Raw genomic sequence first — 18981 nt, forward strand, 5'->3', positions numbered from 1 at the left:
GCTTCAAGTTCACTGAGCCCGCCGAAGTGAACAGCTTTGCAATGTGTCATCCTGAGCGAAGTCGAAGGATCCAGAGCATTGTCATGCCCGCCACCGCGCGGGCATTTCTTATTACTGTCTGCATTTCTCTCGTCTTTCGTCTGTAGCTGCGTAGCAGCGTTCTTTCGTCTATCTCACACCTGTTCACGTGTGTAGCCCCTTAACTAACGGACCATTTTTTATTATATTTGGCACCCTGCTTTAAGGTGCATAATGCTTGATTTAAGTGCTTTTTTTGATGGAATGTCCAAGCCCTTGCTTCGTAACGCCCATGCCAAGGCGTTCGGCAAAAAGGGCCTTTTGAATAATGCTCTCATCCAGTCCGAAACGCTCTCTTACTATTCCGACAAGGAACGCGTTGCGGGACTCTTTTCCAAGATGGAATTGTGGCAGCGCCGCTGCCTGAACTTGATTTACAATAGCGGCTCCAGGGGCCTTGCGTTTAATGAGCTTAGACTGACGGTTCCTGTGAGCAAGAACCGCGAACTCCAGACGTTCCTCCTCACGATGTGCCGTGAATACGTGCTTTACCGCTCTTTTGTGGGTGGCACCCCGATTTACATGGGCTTTAACGATTTTATCGGTTGCTTTGACATCAAGCCCGAAGGCGAAATCGACACGGTATCTCCGCTGATTTCTTACCAGAACCTCTTGGACTGGCATGTTTGCGTCGTGCTCGCGAACGCGAAAAAGAAGCAGCTCCGCATCAACACGAACGGAACGCTCCACCGCCGTGGCCGCCAGATCTGCGCCGAAGTGTTTACCGCTTCCCGTCACGCTTCTGAAAAGGCCTGCGAACAGGAAATCTCGCTCATCTTCAGCTTCCTTGTACAGAACGGCTGGCTTGAACGCGAAAACACCTTCTTGCTCCCGTCCGCATCCGCTATTGACTTTATTCACAAGAACGGCTTCCGCCTCCATCAAGACGTGATTTCCTGGTGGATCAAGGAACGCTTCCATGGCGACCGCGACCTTTGCGCCCGCCTGCTCACTGGCATTGGCGAAGGCCTCTCCGCAGCTGACGCCGCACAGCTTTTCTGGGTGATGGATCCGTCCTACCGCCTGCAAGAAAAGAACAAGGTGTTGCCGTGGGAATTTTTGCCGCGCCCGCTTTGCGAACTCTGGATTTTGGGCCTTGTCGATTTCCGCATGGCTCAAGGCAAGGTGACTGCAGTTGTCGTGAGCAAGTCCGGCAAGGACTGGCTCGATACATCTATCGCCTCGATTCCTGAAGCAAACCTCACCGCGCTCCCGAACTTTGACTTGGTCGTCTCGACCGGCATGGCTCCGCGTGTGCTCTACTCCCTTGCATGCCTTGCGAAGGTCAAGAACGACGAAACGTTCCTCTGCTTCACGCTCGAAAAAGAAACGTACGTCGCTGGCCTCAAGAGCGGTTTCCCGGAATCCGAAGTCGAAAATCTCCGCAACTGGCTCAAGCCGCCTGAGAACGTCTCCTCGACTCTTGCCGAATGGAACGCCTCGTTCTACGGCGCCAAGGTGCGCACCGCCCGACTCCTCAAGGTCGAAAGCAAGGAAGTCCTTAGCGAACTTTCCCGCTTCCCGCAGTTCATGGAATGCACCGAAGAATATATTCCGGGTTACGGCTTCATTTTGAATCCGGAACTGGAATCTCGCGCTTTCGAAATTCTCGAAAACTATGGATTCTTCCCGTATGCAGGTGAATCGACCGAAAACCGCACTCCTGCCGCCCAGGAAGAATGGAAGGCTGAATTCTCGATTGCATGGCCCGAAGCAAAGAAGATCGACTACGAGCTGCGCGACGAAGCTGACGAAGCTTCTGCCCAGGCGACGATGGATTCTACCAAGTACGGTAGCGTTTACCAGAAGCTGAGCACGTTCGACCTCGTGAAGGTCCTCCGTTACGCAAAGACCGTGGGCACTCCGCTTGCGGCAAAGATCATGGACAAGACCAAGCGAAACGCAAAGCTCGAAGAAAAGATGTTCTACGTGCATGCGCTCCACCTCGCGAAATCCCCGTCGATGGTCGAAATCCAGGAAAGCGGCAAGGAAGAGAAGTTCTCGCTCGACCTTTCGTTTATTCAGGAAATCAAGGTCCTGAGCAAGAAAGCCTCCGCCCCTCAAGCGTAAAAATTGCAATGAATGTGCACAACGCCCTCGCCACTGCGAGGGCGTTTTTAAATGTCTCCCCGCACTGAGCCTGCCCCGGACGAGTTCCGGGGTTGCGGGGTCTTCTTTTTGTTGTATAAAAAGTAACGTCTGACTTGACTGGATTCTTTTCGGTTTACACCGCTCAGAATGACGCTGCTAGTAACTATGGACTAGTAGCTAGTAACTAAAAAATTCTATCATTCCTTCAATGAATTTCGTCCGCATATTCCTTTTGCTGGGTGCGCTTGCCGCGTACTCTTTCGGAGCATCCTCTTCTATGGAAAACCTTCTGTTCAACGGCCGCTGGGCCCATGATAACGGCGTAAGCCGCGCGAGTGCGCCTGCCGCATCCATCACGTTCAACGCCAAGGCATCAAAGATTACGTTCACAGTCGAAGGTCTTTCACGCTGGCGCCTTGACCGCGACGGCAAGCCCGTTGAACAGTTCGAAGTCGATGCCAAGGAAGAGTGTGCGATCAAGGTACAGGACGACGGCAATTTCCACAAGTACCGCTTCATCAAGATTAGCGAAAGCGGCGTTCCCGAAATCAAGTTCTACGGCATTTCCGTCGATGGTGAATTTGGCGAAGCCCCTAAGCCCTCCAGCCGCCGCATCGAGTTCATCGGCGATTCCTTTACCGCAGGCTATGGCTGCGAAGGCTCCTCTGCCGAAGACGCGCCCGAGTTTGACAAGACGAACGCCTCCAAGAGCTATGCCTACCTCCTCGCAAGCGGTTTCAATGCCGACTACCAGGTGAATGCCTACAGCGGACGCGGGCTTGTGCGCAACTACGACAACATGGTGCCCGAATGGACGTACGAACGCCTCTATGATTACACGGTGATGGGTTCCGTGACCTCGTATCCGAAGCCGGAACGCTGGGATTTTGAAAAGTTCCATCCGCAAGTTATCGTAATTTTTGAAGGAATTAACGATTTTCAGGGTAATCCGCCGTATGCAGATAAAGGAAAATTCAAAAAAGCGTACGCTAAATTGCTCGATAAGCTCCGCAAAGCCCACCCCGGTGTAAAATTCTTGCTCGTTTCCACGAAAGTCTGGCCCAACGATGACCTTGCCCCGACCATAAAGTCGATTTACGATGATCAAATCGCTGCCGGCCACAAGGACTTGGAGTACAAACACGTGCTTACGTCGAATGTCGGCTTACACGGCCATCCTGACACCCACTCCCAGGAAGAACTCGCTAACACTTTGAGACCCATAATAGCTCGGCTTGGACGATGGCTTTCGAGATAATTCTCTGTCATTAAAATCCTTTTTTGTATATTTGAAACGAGCTGATGCCTAAAATGGATATGTGATTATGTCTTCAAAGGTTATGAGAAAAGTTTATGCCCTTTTCAGGATGAATTTCCTGATTATTGTGCTTCTGGTGATTACTGCCGTGGCCATGTTTGCGTATAGGCATTTCTTAGACGATGTCATGGAGATTAATCTCGGTGAATATCCCTACGTGGTTGCTAGTGCAGATTCCGTTGATGGTGGAACTTCGGCGATCTCGATGATGCGTACCGATAGCTCCGTCATAATTGAATACGAACTCCGCGAAGGCTATGCCTACCCGTATGTGGGGATCAAGATTTATCTTGGTGACGGCAAGACCATGGGCCGTGACCTCTCCAATTACGATAGCGTTTTCGTGTGGCTGAAGCCGCGCAATGAAGGCTCGATCCGTCTTTACATGCGCGGTTACGACAAGTCTCTTTACCGCAAGAACGACGAAACGTCCCTCAAGTTCAACGAGATTGAATTTACCCCGACGAAGGAGCCGTATCCGGCCGTGTTTGTCCCGCAGGAATTCCGCGTGGCGGGCTGGTGGGTCTCCCAGAACGAAATCAATGTCCATAAGGCTCGTGTAGATCTTTCGAACATCCCGCTTATTGAAATCCAGACTGGGACGAACGCTCCGCTTGGCTATGGCGGCTGGGAAATCAGGGGCCTGCGCTTTAAGGGCAAGAAGATTTCGCAGGTGGACCTTGTGACGACGCTTGTCGCTCTCTGGTTTGTCACGTTCCTTATCATCTTGATTATCAGGTTCTTTGACTATAGCCGTGAACGCGCTATCAATAGGAAAAAGCAGGAAGAGTTGAAGAGGAACCTCCGCGCTCTCGAAATTGAAAAGAGCGAATACGAAAAGTCCAGCAAGGAAGATCCGCTGACCGGCTGCCTCAACCGTGCTGGCTTTAGCGGTGTGCTTCTCCGCGAACAGGAAAAGCTGAACCGTACGGGGACGCCTGTCTCGTTCATGATTTTTGACATCGACCATTTCAAGAACGTGAACGACACTTACGGTCATCTCGTCGGTGACGAAGTCCTCGTGAACCTCGCGAAGCTCGTGCAGGGCATGATCCGCAATACGGACTCGCTCGTGCGCTGGGGCGGCGAAGAGTTTGTCATCCTGAGCGATGACACTAGCATCCAGAATGCGGCATTCCTCGCCGAGAAGCTGCGCAAGGCGATCGAAGCTTCGACGCTTATCACGCAGCAGCAGGTGACTTGCTCCTTTGGTGTGACCGAAATGGTCCCGGGTGAAGATCCGAAGTCGCTCATTGCCCGTGCCGACAAGGCTCTCTATTCTTCGAAGGAGAACGGGCGAAACCGCGTGACGGTCGCGACGTTCAGGCGTAGCCATTAGAGGCGTCGATGTTTCGCGTTTGCATTATTCTTGTATCTTCGGTCTTGTGGCTTGTCTCCTGTTCCAAGCATCCGGAAGAGGATGCCTTCAAGCAGATCCAGCTCCACTGGAATCCTGTGGACGAAGCCACTGAATCGTCGGAACAGAAGGACAAATGTGTGATAGACATCACGTCGAAGGTGATGCGCGATCCGGTGGTGCTTGCGTCCAAGCTTGTCGAAATTTCTTACGAAGTCTTTTACCAGCTAGATGAAAAGGGCGCTCTCGTGTTTAATGGCCTCTGTGGCGACACGCGCTTTAGCGATTTGCCGGAATGTTCCTGGCAGACGACTTGCACTGATGGTTCGGCATCCGTTGTAAAATTCCACAACGAACGATAGCGGATTGCCCTAACCTATTGAACTGTATATAGATATCTTTATAGTGGTTCAGACCGCCCGCACTGTCTTGTGAAGGAATGAGGATTGGGTTTAATATGTTATTCGCATAGTGCGTGAGGAACCGTCTGACGTAAGGATTTTCTGTGAAGCCGATTTTTGAATACACTGATTATCGCGAATGGATTAGGGATGCTTTTGAAGATTTCAAGAAGCGCAAGACCGTCATATCCTGGCGATACATGGCAATGAAACTCGGTGCAGATCCAGGAAATCTTCTTCGCATTTCGCAGGGCAAGATCCACCTTGCCGTGAACTTCATCAAGCCGATGGCGGAATTCTTCGAACTGGATGAAAAGGAAGCCGCCTACTGGTCGGAGCTGGTTTATTTCGGTCGCGCCAAGAGCGACCAGGAAGCTTTGAACCATTACGAAAAAATGCAGGCGCTAAAGGGCATCCCTTTGAAGCGTCTTGCCAAAAAAGAGCTTGAATTTTACCGTCATTGGTACTACAACGCTATCCGTTCCGTAATCGGTATTTGTAATTTTAAAGATGATTATGAGGGTCTTGCCGAAAGTTGCACTCCGGCAATCACGGTTGAGCAGGCTAAGGATGCCATTAAGCTTTTGCATGACCTGAATATGATCTCTGAGGGTAAAGACGGGTACTGGAAAGTGAATGACATGTTTGTGAGTACAGGTGGCAACTGGAGATCCGAAGCGGTTCGGACATTCCAGAAGGAGACGATTCGCCTAGCGGGTGAATCGCTTGAAAGACATGCGCCTCCTCTCCGCGACATTAGCACCGTCACCATGACGTTCAACATGAACGATATCCAGCTCATCCGCGAAAAAATCAAGGAGTTCCGCTCGGACTTGCTGCGCATGTCGCAGGATGGCGCGGGTGACGACACGGTATTCCAGCTCAACGTCCAGCTGTTCCCGTTGGCGTTTATCAAGAAGTTGCAGGAGAAGTCAAAATGAAATGGCTAGCCTGCATATTTTCAGCTCTTATGCTTTGGAGCTGCTCGGATAAGGTCGCAGGAGGCCCCGGCAGCGAAACGACGAACGGCATTGCCTACTTGGGCAATGGCGCTGTGGCGTCTTATGCACGTGTGGCGGTCAGGAGTGTCGATCACACTTCTACGGCCGATAGTGCTACTAATGAAATTGTGAACGCGGACTTCTACGCGGATTCCCTCGGTAACTTCTCGTTCGAGGCTCCGGAAGGCAAGTACCGCTTGACGATTGTGTATGGCGGTTCTGCCTACACTGGACTTTACTCGGGCGATACGACCTTGGGCGATGTAAGTCTTGAACCGACGGCCGCACTTGGCGGCTTGGCCGGCATGCCGGAGGATTGTGAATTTGTCTGGGTCGGTGTGCGTGGCATGGACGTGCTTGTGCGTTCGGATTCGACGGGACACTTTATGCTCTCGCAGCTGCCGTCGAACGACTCGTTGCAAGTGTATTTCTTGCGCGGTGACGACAATACAGTTTATGATAACTTGTCTGTAAAGCTTGAGCCGAATGAAACGGAAATGATCGATCTTCAGCCGGAAAAGCAGGATACGCTCTCCGGGAAGATTAAGATTGTGGCGGCGGCTAATGGCAAGGCGCTTCCGTTTGCCTCTCTCGCCATTCGTAAGGCGGATGCCCGTGTCGATTCCTTGCATGTGAGCAATGTCGTTGCCGAGGCGGACGCCTATGCGGATAAGGATGGCGTGTTCGTGATTGATTCGTTGAAGTCTGGCGATTACCGCCTCACGGTGATGCAGTCGGGCTTTGCGTACTCCAAGGTTCTTACTGCAAAGCAGATTGCAGCGCTTGATACGGTCAAGCTCCAGGAAACGGCGAACTACATGAGCCGTGTCACGCTCCATGCTGGCGAAAAATTTGCGTGGGTTGGCGTGTATGGTCTTGATGTGATGACGAAGACGAATGAAGAAGGCGTGTTCTCGCTTCCGATGCTACCTGCAAACGATACGCTTGAATTTTATGTTGTCGATGGAAATGATAGCTTGTATGTAACAAAGCGCATTGCCCCTTCGAAGGGTTCTGCCGACTTTGACTATCCGTATGTCGTGATGCAGGACTTCGAAAACGTGAAGGATACCGGAAACTGGTATTTTAGCACGGATTCTGTTGGCTCCAAGATTCTGTCCAAGTCGTTCGATACGGATAACGAGCGCAAGTCCAAGGTGTTCCACGGAAAGTACAACCTGGTGGGAACGAATAATATTTATGCTTGGGTTTTGACCGGCATGTTCCTCCGCGACGAAGGTTGGAACCTCTCCACGCTCGATTCTATTTCGTTCGATGCCAAGGGCTCGGGCCAGATTCGCGTGTCTCTTGAAAACTGGACCCGTGAATCTGAAGTTGCTGGGCTTTCGCTCAAGGCCGCCTCGGAATGGAAGGACCTGAATTCGCAAAAGTGGACGCATTACGTCGTGAAATTCGATGACCTGTGCTATACCGCCCAGGATGTAAGCAACTGCTATATCGCATGGAATACGCTCAAGGACGATGTCCGCCAGCTGCATTTCTTCGTAAGAAATGGAACAGAGTTCTATCTGGACGATATAGTGCTCTATGGCGCTCTTTTCTAGAATTTAGCCCTTTTATGTGCGCCTCGAATTAAGTATCTTTGTGCACATGCAGTCTATTGAATCAGAAGCAAAAATTGCTCAGGAATATCTCGCCCGCATCGCAAAGGATGCCGAGGCGAAGTTTGATGAACATCTCCCCCCAGTAAAGGACCGTCCGTGCCGTTTGCACGAGGCTATGCGCTATTCCATGTTTGCAGGCGGCAAGCGCTTGCGTCCGGGCCTTGCAAAGGCCACGTTCGACATGTTTGGCGGCAAGGGAGACAAGATTTGGCTTGCAACGAGCGCTCTCGAAATGCTCCACACGTTCAGCCTTATCCACGATGACCTTCCGTGTGTCGATAACGACGACTACCGCCGTGGAAAGCTCACGAGCCACAAGAAGTTTGGCGAAGCCACTGCCGTGATGGCGGGCGACGCTCTCTGCATCCACGCCTTCGAGATGATGGGCAAGACCGGTAACGCAAAGGCCATCGAAGTCCTTGCTCACTTGCTCGGCACTTACGGCATGATCGGTGGCGAAATGACCGACATCGAATGCGAAGGCAAGACTGTCGATCTCGAAATTGTCGATTACATTCACTACCACAAGACGGCTGCCCTCATCGAAGCCGCTCTTCTCGTGGGTGCAATGCTTGCTGATGCAAGCGAAAATGATATGGAAATCATCCGCAGCTATGGCCGCTCCATCGGGCTTGCCTTCCAGATTGTGGATGACATTCTGGACATTGTCTCTACGACCGAAGAACTCGGCAAGGATGCCGGGTCTGACATCGAAAAGGGCAAGGCAACTTACCCGTCCATCGTTGGATTGGAAAAGTCTAGGGAACGCGCTAGGGAACTCTACGAGGAATCCATCAAGGCATTGGACGGCCTCAAGTGTGATACCTCCATCCTCCGTTCTATAGCGGCATACATCATCACGCGAGTGAAATAAATGGAACTGAAAGACGTAAAGTCGCCTCAGGACTTGAAGCACTGTTCTGTCGAGGAACTGAACCACCTCGCCACGCAGATCCGCGAGACCATCATTGGTCAAGTGGCAAAGCACGGTGGTCACCTGGCATCGAGCCTTGGCGTTGTTGAACTGACTCTTGCGCTGCACTACGTGTTCAACGCACCCGACGATAAGATCGTGTGGGACGTGGGGCACCAGGCGTACGTGCACAAGCTATTGACCGGCCGCTATGACCGATTCGATACCTTGCGCCAGCAGGGAGGCATTTCCGGCTTCCTCAAGAGGAACGAAAGCGTTTACGACTGCTTCGGGGCGGGCCACGCCACGACGTCTATTTCTGCGGCTCTTGGCTTTGCCGTTGCCCGCGACCATTTCAACCGCAAAAACAACGTGGTCGCTGTCATTGGGGATGGCTCCATGACGGGCGGTATGGCTTACGAGGCGATCAATAACGTTGGCGCCTCCAAGCAGAACATGACCATCATCTTGAACGATAACAAGATGAGTATCGCACCGAATATCGGCGGCTTTAGCAAGTACCTGAACCGCGTGATTTCGGACCCTGTTTACAACAAGATGCGTACCGACCTGGATCGCCTGATGAATCGTTTGCCGGGCATTCTGGGTTCCCGCTTCCGCGATCTCTTCTTGCAGGTTGAGAATGCGGCGAAGAACGCCGTGAAGCCTGGTCGCTTCTTTGAAGATTTGGGCATCCGCTACTTTGGTCCGATTGATGGTCACGACATCGATGAACTCGTGATGATTCTTGAACGCGTCAAGCAGCAGCAGGGCCCGTGCCTTGTGCATGTGCTGACCGAAAAGGGCCGCGGTTTTGACGCTGCCGAAAAGAATCCGACTAAGTATCATGGTTGCGGTGCGTTCGACCCTGAAAGCGGGCTTCCGCTTGCTCCGGGCAATCCGAACCCGTCTCTCACGAGCGTGTTTGGCAATACGCTTTTGCAGCTTGCCCGCAAGGACAAGCGCATCATGGGTATCACGGCTGCAATGCCTACGGGCTGCGGCATGGATATCGTCGCGAAGGAACTCCCGGACCGCGTGATTGACGTGGGCATTGCTGAAGAGCATGCCGTGACGTTTGCGGCGGGCATGGCTTGCGATGGCATTGTGCCTGTGGTCGCGATTTACTCGTCGTTCATGCAGCGCGCCTACGACCAGATTATCCACGACATTGCACTCCAGAACTTGCATGTGGTGCTTGTGCTCGACCGTGCCGGCCTTGTCGGTGCAGACGGTCCGACGCATCATGGCGCCTTTGACTTGTCGTTCTTGCGGACTGTTCCCGGAATGACCATTTTGGCACCCTCCAACGAAAATGAACTGCGCGACATGTTGACTGCCGCCATCGATATGGAAGGTGTCGTGGCTATCCGCTACCCGAGAGGCACTGCACTTGCTGCAGAGCTTGTCCCCTCGGAAGGACCGTTCGACTATAAAAGCCCCAAGATTCTTGAGAAGGGCTCCGGCATACTCCTTCTGGGTGCCGGCTTCATGACAAATGAACTCAAGAAAACAGCCGCCGTGCTTCGTGAAAACGGATACAACCCGACGCTTGTGGATGCCCGTTTTATTAAGCCGCTCGACCAGGAATGCTACCGTTCGCTGTTTGATAGCCACAATGTCATTGTGACGCTCGAAGACAATACGAAGGTGGGTGGCTATGGTTCAGCCATTGCGGAACTTTTGTCCGACCTCGGCTATACGGACAAGAAACTGTACCGGTTTGGTCTTCCGGACAGGTTCGTTGAACAGGGAGAGATCAAGGCTCTCTACAAGATCTTAGAAATTGACGGGGAATCCGTCGCCAAACAGTTGATGGAAAAACTATGAGTGAAGAAGAAAACAAACCGAAGCGTACCGTAAGAATCACGCTTGACCGTAAATTTGGAGTCAGCGAAGCTCCTGAACGCCGCCCTCGCCGTAACGACGATGACCGCGGTTCCTTTGGCGACAAGCCCTCGTTCCGTGGGGATCGTGGCGACCGTCGTTTTGACCGTGACCGCGGCGAACGCCGCTTTGATCGTGGTGAACGCCGTTTCGACCGCGACAACCGCGATGAAAACCGCGAAGGCCGTCCGTTCAACCGTGAAGAACGCCGTGGTGGTGGCCGCTTTGACCGTGACCGCCGTCCGCGCCGCTTTGGCGACAAGCCGTTTAACCGCGGACCGCGCGGTGCCATGAACGCCCCGGTTTACCGCCAGCGTCCGGAACAGAAGGAAGCTATTGACGAGAACTTGGACGAAGCCGCACTCGAAGCACGCGCTGCCCAGATTGAAGCCGTTGAAGATGCGGGCTCTACACCGCCGTGGTTCAAGCGCCTCATCGCTTGCACGACCGAAAAGGGTCGCGAACGCGAAGGCAAGTTCCTTGGCGAAGGTGTTCACGTTGTTGAAGAACTCGTGAAGCACCACCGCGAACTCGTGATTTCTGTTTACGTTGTCGAAGGTTTTGAAAATGAAGAACTCATCGAAGCCATTAACGAAGCCGAAATTACGCTCCATACTCTTACCGAAGACCAGATGAAGCGCCTCTCTTCGACGATGACGACGCAGGGCATTATCGCTTACTGCAACATCGCAAGCAAGAAGCCGGTCTATGAAACAAGCCGCAGCGTGCTTACGCTTGTGGACGCCGTGCAGGATCCGGGCAACCTCGGTACGCTCTTCCGCACGAGCCTCGGTTTCAATTCTTCGGGCATGATTCTCGGTCGTGGTACCGTGAGCCCGTTCAACCCGAAGGTCGTTCGCGGTTCCTCGGGCACGTTCCTCCGCGTTCCGTTTGAATTCGACGTGGATCTCGTGGATCAGATCAACTTCTTGCGCAGCAAGGGCTATACCATCATCGCAACGGATTTGCACGCTAAGCAGTCCCTCCGCGAAATCCCGGCTCACAAGCTCCGCAAGATGGCTTTCCTCGTGGGTAACGAAGGTGCCGGCACGAACCCGTACTTCATCGAACTTGCCGACGAAACGGTGAAGATTCCGATGAGCAGTGAACTTGAATCTCTGAATGTGGCTGTCGCACATGGCATTCTCTCTTACGAAGCCGCCCAGATTCAGGAGGAATTGAAGTAATGACGTGCTTTTACGATCGCCTTGAACAGCGTATTGCGAAGTGCGGTAACCCGGTGTGCATGGGCATGGACCCTGTGCTCAAGCTCATTCCGCTCGAAGGCACTCCCGAAGACCGCATCAAGCGCTTCTATTCCGACATTTTGGAATGCTGCCTCAAGCGTAACGTGCAGCCGGCCGTCGTAAAGCCGAACAGCGCTTATTACGAATGCGTGAGTGTGCAAGCGATGCTTGTGTTGCAGCAGCTCATTGCCGATTACAGAAGTGCTGGCATCCCGGTTATCTTGGATGCAAAGCGCGGTGACATTGGTAAGTCCAGTGCCGCCTACGCAAACGCCGCTTATGATGTTTACCGTGCAGACGCCGTGACCGTCTCTCCGTGGATGGGTGCCGATTCCGTCGGTCCGTTCATTCGCGAAGATAGCGAAAACGGTGCCTACGTGCTCCTCCGCACAAGCAACAAGGGTGCTCACGACTTCCAGGATTTGCCTGTTACTCGCAGTGACGATCCGCGCGACGTTGCCGAAGCGTTCTATTCCGTAGCGGACAAGATTATGGAATGGGATGCTGACAAGGGTTACCTCGGTGCCGTTGTCGGTGCAACCCACCCGGAAGAACTTGAGAAGATTACGGCTTACACCGTTGCTCACAAACACGAAATCCCGTTCCTCATTCCGGGCGTGTCCATTCCGGGCGTACCGGGCGGTCAGGGCGGCGATGCTAAGACTGTTCTCAAGGCTATCCAAAACGGTGGCGGCAAGCGCAAGTTCCACGTACTCAACTCGAGCAGTGGCCTGAACTTTGCTTGGCAGCGTAACGATACGCCGGCAAATTACGCGAACGATTGCGTCGATGCACTTGAAAAGCTCGCAGAGGCTTGCCTGCTTTAATTCTTCTAAGACGTCATCCTGACCCTGGAGCGTAGCGATAGGGGAAGGATCCAGGGCTTTACTTGATGGATTCTTCGACTACGTGCTTCGCACTTCGCTCAGAATGACGTGATGAGATGTTTATGCGTTATATCCTTAGCTTCATAGTTGCCGTTGCGGTGATCGCGCTTGCGTTCCATTACGCGAAGCCGCTTCCTGGCACGAACTTTGATGAATCCTTCTTGCCGAAGGCTTCGTCTGTTCGCTATGTAGCTGCAGGGCATGATGCATCGGTAGCGGGACTCTTCTGGATCAAGGGTCTCACCGAACTCGGTGAAAGCTACCTCACCGGCAGGGAATATGCGTATCTTGGTCATGTCGCCGAACTCTCGACGAGCCTCGATTCGCTATTCTACACGCCGTATTATTTTGTCGGTGGCGTGACGCCCGTAGATGCTCCCGATACTTCGGACTTCTCGGTACTCCGCCGTGCGACTCGCGTTTATCCCGAGAACTGGCGCCTTTCGCTTTACTATGCACTCCGCCTTGCTCGTGGCCCGTTCCCCAACAAGACCGAAGCCGCTAACGTGATGCGCAAGTATTTCGATAGCCCGGATACGACGATTCCTGATCACATCCGCACGATTTACCGCAGCTTTGAACTTGACTCCATGCAGACCGAGACTGCGCTTGAAACCATCCTGAACGACGTGATGCAGCCGCGTTTCAAGAAATTCCGTGCAAGCTTTTATGCGAAAATCCTCAAGCTTCTCGGTTACAAGGGCTTGATTGCCGATTACGACAAGGACGAGAATTACCAGAAAGTCAAATATCTTGTTGATGGTATGCTTGAGGGACGCATCCCGCCGGTTGTCGTTTACAACCGCCTCCTCGCCATGAAAAAAGTCGAAGAACCTGCTGATACAACTAAAGTAAGTGCCGCAGATTCTACAGCTACTGCGGCACATTAATGCTCGCTTTATTGTCACCCTGAGCAAAGCGAAGACAACTCAGAAGGCGAGAGTTGCGACAACGCTTGCGTTGTCATAACCGAGCCAAGGAGTTGGGGCTTTAGCCCAATCCAGTCAAATCTCGTAATATAATTTCGAATTATTCTGCGCAGCGTTTAGTGTTGTTGGGCAGTCCCATCAGCTCGAATGCTGTTTTGCAGCGGTCGAGTAGCTTGCGTGATTCCGAGGGGCTGGACTTGCTTAAGTATTTGCCGCGGTGGTAGAGAATGTTTGCGGTTGTATAGGGCGTATTCGACTTGACTGATTCGGATTCCGCCTTGCGGTAGATCTTGTCTGCATCGCCCAGGTTCAGCATGTCGGTCAGGCGGGCGTCGGTCCAGTAGTAGATTCCCGTGTCGTCATCGAGGCGCTTATCAACCATCTTGAGGGCCTGTTTGGCCTTCTTTTCGTTGCGCACACCTGCGTAAGCGATTGCGCATTCCGAATAGAAAGATCCTTGCAACTCGTCGGCGAGTTTGTCCAGTTCATCTTCGTTAACGCTCTCGCAAAGCGAAACCGCTTCGCTGTACTTTTCGCTTGCATTTTTCAAGGCTGTCTTTGCCTTGACGAGCATGATTTTTGTCGAACGGTCCAATCCTTCGGCTTGTACGTAATTCAGTAATGAATCTGCAAGCTCGAAGTCCAGGCTCATGGTGCGGACTTGGCCCATGGCGATGAATATGCGACCTTCGGATCGTACGTCCGCTTCTTTGCGGCTTGCAACAAGGGCTCTTTCCAGCTGCGAGTACCCTTTGGCGAATTTGCCTGCCTTAAACGACTTCTGTGCGCGGGCGGCGAGCGTTGCCGATTCTGAGGCAAATGCAGAAATCCCGCTAAGCGCTATGCAAAGGGCGATTTTCAGAGATCTCGTTACCATAGCGTCTCCACGACAAAGGGAACGGAATCATGCTTTGGAATATTGCTTCTGAAAAGCCACATTTTGGACATGCCGTTAATCAAGTCGTCGGCACTCTGCAATGTGTTTTCTGTTGTGTTCATGAAGTCTTGAAGGCCGGTCGTGACTGTGCCGAAATCGGTGACAAGGTTATCGACTCGTCCGACGGTAGAATCCATGGAGTTCAAGAGCGAGGTGACCTGGCCAGGCAGCGGCTTGAAGTCTTCGAGCAAATTGCCTACGTTGTTTGTGACTTCGTTTGCACGGCTGATGAGCGTCGGAACGTCGGTCTTCATCGTATCAAGCAGGAATGATGTCTTCTTCAGCACATTCTTGCCGAGGTACGTGATTTCGTCAAGTCGGTAAAGCTGGCGGTTCAGGTTGTCGTATAGGGCGCGGGACCCGAACAATGCACCCATGGTTGTGCCTGTATCAAGAGCCATTGTCACGAGTTCGTCGGCGGCGTCCACGAGGCGGTTCACGCGGCCCAAAAGTTCGTTTGCCGTTTCAATGACGGTTTCGATATCCTGGGCCTTGCCTGCCGATAGGGTATCTCTGTCTTCTAGTACGCGGCCTTTATTTTTCTTGATGTCGATATTGATGACACGGGCCGAAATCAGGTTCTGGTCTCGGATGGCAAAAGCTTTCGCGCTGTCGGTGATGAGTTTCTGGTATTTCTTCTCGATGGTGAATTCCATGAGTGCGCTATCGGATATGGCTCCCGTAGCATCCTGTTTGATAGACACATTGGTTACGCGCCCGACATCGACACCGCTAATTTGTACGTTCGTTCCTTTTTTAAGGCCCAGCGCCTTTTCGAATGTACTGTAAAGCTTGTATTCTTCCTTGATGATGCCGTTGGTTTTGTCGTAAAGGTAGTGGTAAAGCACTAGCGAAAAAATCATGATGGCGACAGTGCTAATAACGCCGACCAAAAGGCCGGACATCTCCATCCAGTTAATCTGTTTTATCTTTTGAAATGCCATTGCTTTCGTGAAATATAAATAGATTATATTGTCAAATTGAATTTAATTGTTTTTTTTCGAGGAAATATGGATTTTTTTGAATTTTTGAATACTGCCGTGACGCCGTACCATACTGTAGACGCTTTGAAGTCGTTTTTTAAGGCTAATTCTTTTACAGAAGCCGGGCTGGTCGCAAATTTTGAACCCGCAAGGGCCTATTTCGTGTGCCGAGGGGCTTCTATCATTGCGTTTCGTACGCCGAAGGTGTGGGGTGAATCGTCTCGATTTAGGATTGCGCTTGCGCATACGGACTTCCCTGCGCTCAGGATCTCGCCGAATCCGGATGGCGTAAATGCGGGCGTGTGTACGCTCCATACGGAGGTCTACGGTTCTCCGCTTTTCACGAGCTGGCTTGACCGCGACCTTGGCTATGCGGGGATGCTTGCGTACGTGGATGCTGGCAGCTCGACGCTCAAGACGAAACTGTTCCGCGGGGAAAAGCTTTTCAGGATTCCGCAGTTGGCGGTTCACCTGAACCGTGGCGTGAATCAGGATGGCCTTAAGGTTAATCCGCAAGTTGATTTTAATGCGCTGTGGGCGGGCGCTCCGGAAAGTAACTCTTCTGAAAAACGCAAGAACTTGTTTGTAGCATCGCTTGAAAAGGAACTCCCTGCGGGAGCACGGCTGATTGACTTTGACGTGCAGCTGTTTGATGCGCAGCCTGCAAATCGCGGTGGCTTTAATGACGAATGGGTTTATTCGGGCAGGCTCGACAACTTGAGCAGCTGCCATGCCATTGCCGAAGCTATTGTGGGTGCGAAGCCGGCCGAAAACGATTGCCTTGTCGCCTGTTTCTTCAATAACGAAGAGGTTGGCTCTACCACTCGCGAAGGTGCCGCCGGCAACTTCTTGAAGTGCGTGTTGGATTCTTTGACTTCGCTCCGCTCCGCTCAGAATGACGAGTCGCACTCGTCTCTCGCCTCTCGTCTCTCGTCTAGTATCGCTCTCTCCATCGACATGGCACATGCCGAGCACCCAAACCACACGGAAAAACACGAGCCGAATCACGCGCCGCTGTTGGGCAAGGGCGTTGTACTTAAGACAAACTCACAAAAACGCTACGCAAGCGATTTGATGAGTTCAGCGCAACTTCGCCTGCTTTGTGAGCATGCGGGAATCCCGCTTCAGGTGTTCATCATGCGAAACGACATGCCATGCGGCAGTACAGTCGGTCCGACGGTTTCTGCAAGTCTCGGAATCCCGACGGTCGATATCGGCGAACCTATGCTCAGCATGCACAGCATTCGCGAGATGATGGCCGCAAACGACCATGCTGACATGATTAAGCTTGTGGAAACTCTTTACCGCTAACTTTTCTGCGGTAGAACCCCGCTAATGGCTGGTTTACAATGGCGCTTAGCGGGGAATACTTTATGGCTAGGTAAATGACTGCGATCAGCGCTACAGAGAACAAAGTCAACGCGCTGGTGAACAGAGTGTATTTCAGGTCGTTTGCGGGCAGCTTGCTAACGCTTGCCCACCATTCTGGACAGATCTTGACCCTAAAGATGGGGAATGCAAGTATCTGGTGGAATGCCAGGAGTGCGAGATTCATCTCGACCGGTTTTGCCAAAATCGGATTTGTGATTCCTCGGCAGATGAGAATAAATCCTAAAGAACCGATAATTGCGTTTGGAAGCGTGATGTAATACGGAATGTACACGCGATGGAACATTTCGAGATGCCTGTGGCTTAACCCGTAACTGTACTGGCTGATAAAGTAAGTCGCTGTCATTAACGCGACTCCTATGATCAGTGCCCGCAGCCGCACCTTTGTCAAGAAATTATACAGCCCTGAAAGTTTCTGGTGGCGGAACGCAAATCCTAGGTATGTGAAAACCGTTCCGAAAAGTGCAGCGTCAAAATTCCAGACTAAAGGGACATTGTGAAACTGGTTGAATAAAATCCCGACGCCAAGAAGCAAAAGCGACAAGACTCCCATGATTGCAAGCTTGCCTTTGGCTAGGTGGTGAAAACCGAAAAGTATGATATCCGTGAAAAACAATGCCGGCAAGAACCAGATGGCGAACAATCGAATTTGATTGATGACATTTGCGATGCCGATAAGCAAAAAATGGTCCGGGATGGGGTTGTTCAGAAACCATTTGACGAACAGATCCGCTAGGACGCACAAAATTCCAAGTCCGAACATCGGGATGATGTAACGCCTAAGCTTTGTCGTGAGAAAATCGCCAAATTTCTGATTTTCAATCCTCAGCGTCATTCCGTTCAGGATAAAGAACACCGGCAGGTGGAACGCGAATGCAAACGCGACAAAGTTACTTTCTTTGGTCCCATGCGCGAATACGACCAAGATCATGGCTAAAAATTTTGCGACATCGATGTATTCAATTCTTTTGGGCTTCATGGCGGATCTTTGTAGAGGTAACTTGTGAAAATATAGACTTTTCCCGAGAAATGCATGAATCCGTTTGATTGTTTCCGCGTATATCAACGGAAATGCCAAGACGGAATGTCCTGGCATTGAGTGTGGAGTTTGTAAGTTGCTGATCTTTCAAATCAATGTCCTGGGACATTTTTGATAGAATTTAAAGACTTGGTTGTTTTTGCCTCTTTTGATGCAAAAGTCTGAATGTTTTCATGTTGTTTTGCTGTGTTTATAAATTTAATAACAAATTATCTTAAATGCTTTAATTATTTGTGTAAAATGATACTTTACGTGTAAGAACTTGTTTGTGATTGTTGCTTGATTTATATGTAAATAAAAATAAACATGAGCGAGGGAGGTACTCTAAAAAATTGAGCCTGAATAATTAAGATCTTGCTCTGTTGATTGATGAAAGTACTGTATTGCAGCCTTTCAAATGCGACTTAGAAACTTTGTTTTAGAACAATTGTTATTATTGCACCCATGCAAAACGAAACATTTATTGAACAACTCTGGAAAAAAATGCCGCGTTCGTCCTTGATTGGACAGTTCGTGCGATACTTGGTGACGGGCGGGTTTGCCTTTGTGGTCGATTTCTTGCTATATGCTTTTTGCCTTTACGAGCTGAATTGGCATTACTTGGTCGCAAATTTGGTTGGACTGGTTGCTGGGCTTGTCATCAATTACGTCATGAGCGTGGCTTGGGTCTTTTCGGAATGCAAACGTGTTCTTGAAGACCGAAAAACTGTTGAATTTGGTGTATTTGCGATAGTTGGAATTATTGGAGTTGGAATCAATGAATTGCTGATGCTCTTGATGGTGGGGATGCTGGATGCAAATGAGATGAAATCGAAAATTGTAGCAGCCATCTTGGTTTTGGTGTGGAATTTTGGAGCCCGAAAGATGGTGCTTTTCCGAGAACGGAAAGCCGTTTAAAA

At 51.3% G+C, this 18981-nt stretch carries 16 protein-coding genes; 13 read left to right on the forward strand and 3 right to left on the reverse strand.

All coding sequences use genetic code 11. The features are described from left to right. Positions 1-252: 252 nt before the first annotated feature. From B7990_RS12680 to B7990_RS12730, 11 genes are all read left to right on the forward strand, one after another. Positions 253-2148 carry a hypothetical protein gene (locus B7990_RS12680; protein ID WP_088641286.1) on the forward strand — a complete coding sequence of 632 codons (1896 nt, stop codon included), beginning with the start codon at positions 253-255 and terminating at the stop codon, positions 2146-2148. Between the two features lie 298 nt (positions 2149-2446). Next, a complete protein-coding gene (locus B7990_RS12685) occupies positions 2447-3427 on the forward strand; it encodes a GDSL-type esterase/lipase family protein (RefSeq protein WP_254917527.1) in 981 nt (326 codons plus the stop codon). A 109-nt stretch (positions 3428-3536) separates the two neighbouring features. Next, on the forward strand, positions 3537-4826 hold the full coding sequence (locus B7990_RS12690) for a GGDEF domain-containing protein (protein ID WP_254917528.1): 1290 nt from the start codon (positions 3537-3539) through the stop codon (positions 4824-4826). 8 nt (positions 4827-4834) lie between these two features. Then, positions 4835-5206: a hypothetical protein gene (locus B7990_RS12695; protein ID WP_088641289.1), complete on the forward strand. Its 372-nt coding sequence runs from the start codon at positions 4835-4837 to the stop codon at positions 5204-5206. 143 nt (positions 5207-5349) lie between these two features. Then, positions 5350-6186 carry a TIGR02147 family protein gene (locus B7990_RS12700; protein WP_088641290.1) on the forward strand — a complete coding sequence of 279 codons (837 nt, stop codon included), beginning with the start codon at positions 5350-5352 and terminating at the stop codon, positions 6184-6186. Further along, the gene (locus tag B7990_RS12705) at positions 6183-7811 is read left to right on the forward strand and encodes a carboxypeptidase-like regulatory domain-containing protein (RefSeq protein ID WP_088641291.1); all 1629 of its coding nucleotides are present in this window, start codon (positions 6183-6185) and stop codon (positions 7809-7811) included. The genes B7990_RS12700 and B7990_RS12705 overlap by 4 nt, the downstream gene beginning before the upstream one ends. A 46-nt stretch (positions 7812-7857) precedes the next feature. Further along, positions 7858-8745: a polyprenyl synthetase family protein gene (locus B7990_RS12710; RefSeq protein WP_088641332.1), complete on the forward strand. Its 888-nt coding sequence runs from the start codon at positions 7858-7860 to the stop codon at positions 8743-8745. Further along, positions 8746-10614 carry a 1-deoxy-D-xylulose-5-phosphate synthase gene (gene dxs, locus B7990_RS12715; protein ID WP_088641292.1) on the forward strand — a complete coding sequence of 623 codons (1869 nt, stop codon included), beginning with the start codon at positions 8746-8748 and terminating at the stop codon, positions 10612-10614. It abuts the gene before it with no gap. Next, positions 10611-11858 carry an RNA methyltransferase gene (locus B7990_RS12720; RefSeq protein WP_088641293.1) on the forward strand — a complete coding sequence of 416 codons (1248 nt, stop codon included), beginning with the start codon at positions 10611-10613 and terminating at the stop codon, positions 11856-11858. Before dxs ends, B7990_RS12720 begins: the two co-directional genes overlap by 4 nt. Next, positions 11858-12745 carry an orotidine-5'-phosphate decarboxylase gene (gene pyrF / locus B7990_RS12725; RefSeq protein WP_088641294.1) on the forward strand — a complete coding sequence of 296 codons (888 nt, stop codon included), beginning with the start codon at positions 11858-11860 and terminating at the stop codon, positions 12743-12745. The genes B7990_RS12720 and pyrF overlap by 1 nt, the downstream gene beginning before the upstream one ends. Before the next feature lie 122 nt (positions 12746-12867). Then, complete coding sequence (locus tag B7990_RS12730) at positions 12868-13695, forward strand: hypothetical protein (RefSeq protein WP_141099284.1); 828 nt, start codon at positions 12868-12870, stop codon at positions 13693-13695. Between the two features lie 139 nt (positions 13696-13834). Here B7990_RS12730 and B7990_RS12735 read toward each other — a convergent pair whose 3' ends face one another. Together B7990_RS12735 and B7990_RS12740 are read right to left on the reverse strand one after the other, a co-directional pair. After that, positions 13835-14611: a hypothetical protein gene (locus tag B7990_RS12735; RefSeq protein WP_088641296.1), complete on the reverse strand. Its 777-nt coding sequence runs from the start codon at positions 14609-14611 to the stop codon at positions 13835-13837. After that, positions 14605-15615: an MlaD family protein gene (locus B7990_RS12740; protein ID WP_088641297.1), complete on the reverse strand. Its 1011-nt coding sequence runs from the start codon at positions 15613-15615 to the stop codon at positions 14605-14607. The genes B7990_RS12735 and B7990_RS12740 overlap by 7 nt, the downstream gene beginning before the upstream one ends. A 66-nt stretch (positions 15616-15681) precedes the next feature. Here B7990_RS12740 and B7990_RS12745 point away from each other — a divergent pair, with 66 nt between their 5' ends. Beyond that, entirely contained in the window at positions 15682-16965 is a 1284-nt protein-coding gene (locus B7990_RS12745; RefSeq protein ID WP_088641298.1) for a M18 family aminopeptidase, read from the forward strand. Here the strand turns inward: B7990_RS12745 and B7990_RS12750 are convergent. After that, positions 16937-18022, reverse strand: a complete 1086-nt coding sequence (locus tag B7990_RS12750; protein ID WP_176407328.1) for an acyltransferase — start codon at positions 18020-18022, stop codon at positions 16937-16939. The two genes, B7990_RS12745 and B7990_RS12750, sit on opposite strands and share 29 nt — an antisense overlap. A gap of 504 nt (positions 18023-18526) precedes the next feature. On the opposite strand from B7990_RS12750, the gene B7990_RS12755 reads away from it, so the two are divergent. Beyond that, complete coding sequence (locus tag B7990_RS12755; protein ID WP_254917529.1) at positions 18527-18979, forward strand: GtrA family protein; 453 nt, start codon at positions 18527-18529, stop codon at positions 18977-18979. Positions 18980-18981: the final 2 nt, after the last annotated feature.

This window comes from Fibrobacter sp. UWB4 (genome assembly GCF_002210345.1).
Classification (GTDB): Bacteria; Fibrobacterota; Fibrobacteria; order Fibrobacterales; family Fibrobacteraceae; genus Fibrobacter.

What these genes read in the sequence shown, in the direction of transcription:
- B7990_RS12680 (WP_088641286.1), top strand. Translation starts at nt 253, where the DNA reads ATGCTTGATTTAAGTGCTTTTTTTGATGGAATGTCCAAGCCCTTGCTT.
- B7990_RS12685 (WP_254917527.1), top strand. Translation starts at nt 2,447, where the DNA reads ATGGAAAACCTTCTGTTCAACGGCCGCTGGGCCCATGATAACGGCGTA.
- B7990_RS12690 (WP_254917528.1), top strand. Translation starts at nt 3,537, where the DNA reads ATGAATTTCCTGATTATTGTGCTTCTGGTGATTACTGCCGTGGCCATG.
- B7990_RS12695 (WP_088641289.1), top strand. Translation starts at nt 4,835, where the DNA reads ATGTTTCGCGTTTGCATTATTCTTGTATCTTCGGTCTTGTGGCTTGTC.
- B7990_RS12705 (WP_088641291.1), top strand. Translation starts at nt 6,183, where the DNA reads ATGAAATGGCTAGCCTGCATATTTTCAGCTCTTATGCTTTGGAGCTGC.
- B7990_RS12710 (WP_088641332.1), top strand. Translation starts at nt 7,858, where the DNA reads ATGCAGTCTATTGAATCAGAAGCAAAAATTGCTCAGGAATATCTCGCC.
- dxs (WP_088641292.1), top strand. Translation starts at nt 8,746, where the DNA reads ATGGAACTGAAAGACGTAAAGTCGCCTCAGGACTTGAAGCACTGTTCT.
- B7990_RS12720 (WP_088641293.1), top strand. Translation starts at nt 10,611, where the DNA reads ATGAGTGAAGAAGAAAACAAACCGAAGCGTACCGTAAGAATCACGCTT.
- pyrF (WP_088641294.1), top strand. Translation starts at nt 11,858, where the DNA reads ATGACGTGCTTTTACGATCGCCTTGAACAGCGTATTGCGAAGTGCGGT.
- B7990_RS12730 (WP_141099284.1), top strand. Translation starts at nt 12,868, where the DNA reads ATGCGTTATATCCTTAGCTTCATAGTTGCCGTTGCGGTGATCGCGCTT.
- B7990_RS12735 (WP_088641296.1), bottom strand. Translation starts at nt 14,611, where the DNA reads ATGGTAACGAGATCTCTGAAAATCGCCCTTTGCATAGCGCTTAGCGGG.
- B7990_RS12740 (WP_088641297.1), bottom strand. Translation starts at nt 15,615, where the DNA reads ATGGCATTTCAAAAGATAAAACAGATTAACTGGATGGAGATGTCCGGC.
- B7990_RS12745 (WP_088641298.1), top strand. Translation starts at nt 15,682, where the DNA reads ATGGATTTTTTTGAATTTTTGAATACTGCCGTGACGCCGTACCATACT.
- B7990_RS12750 (WP_176407328.1), bottom strand. Translation starts at nt 18,022, where the DNA reads ATGAAGCCCAAAAGAATTGAATACATCGATGTCGCAAAATTTTTAGCC.
- B7990_RS12755 (WP_254917529.1), top strand. Translation starts at nt 18,527, where the DNA reads ATGCAAAACGAAACATTTATTGAACAACTCTGGAAAAAAATGCCGCGT.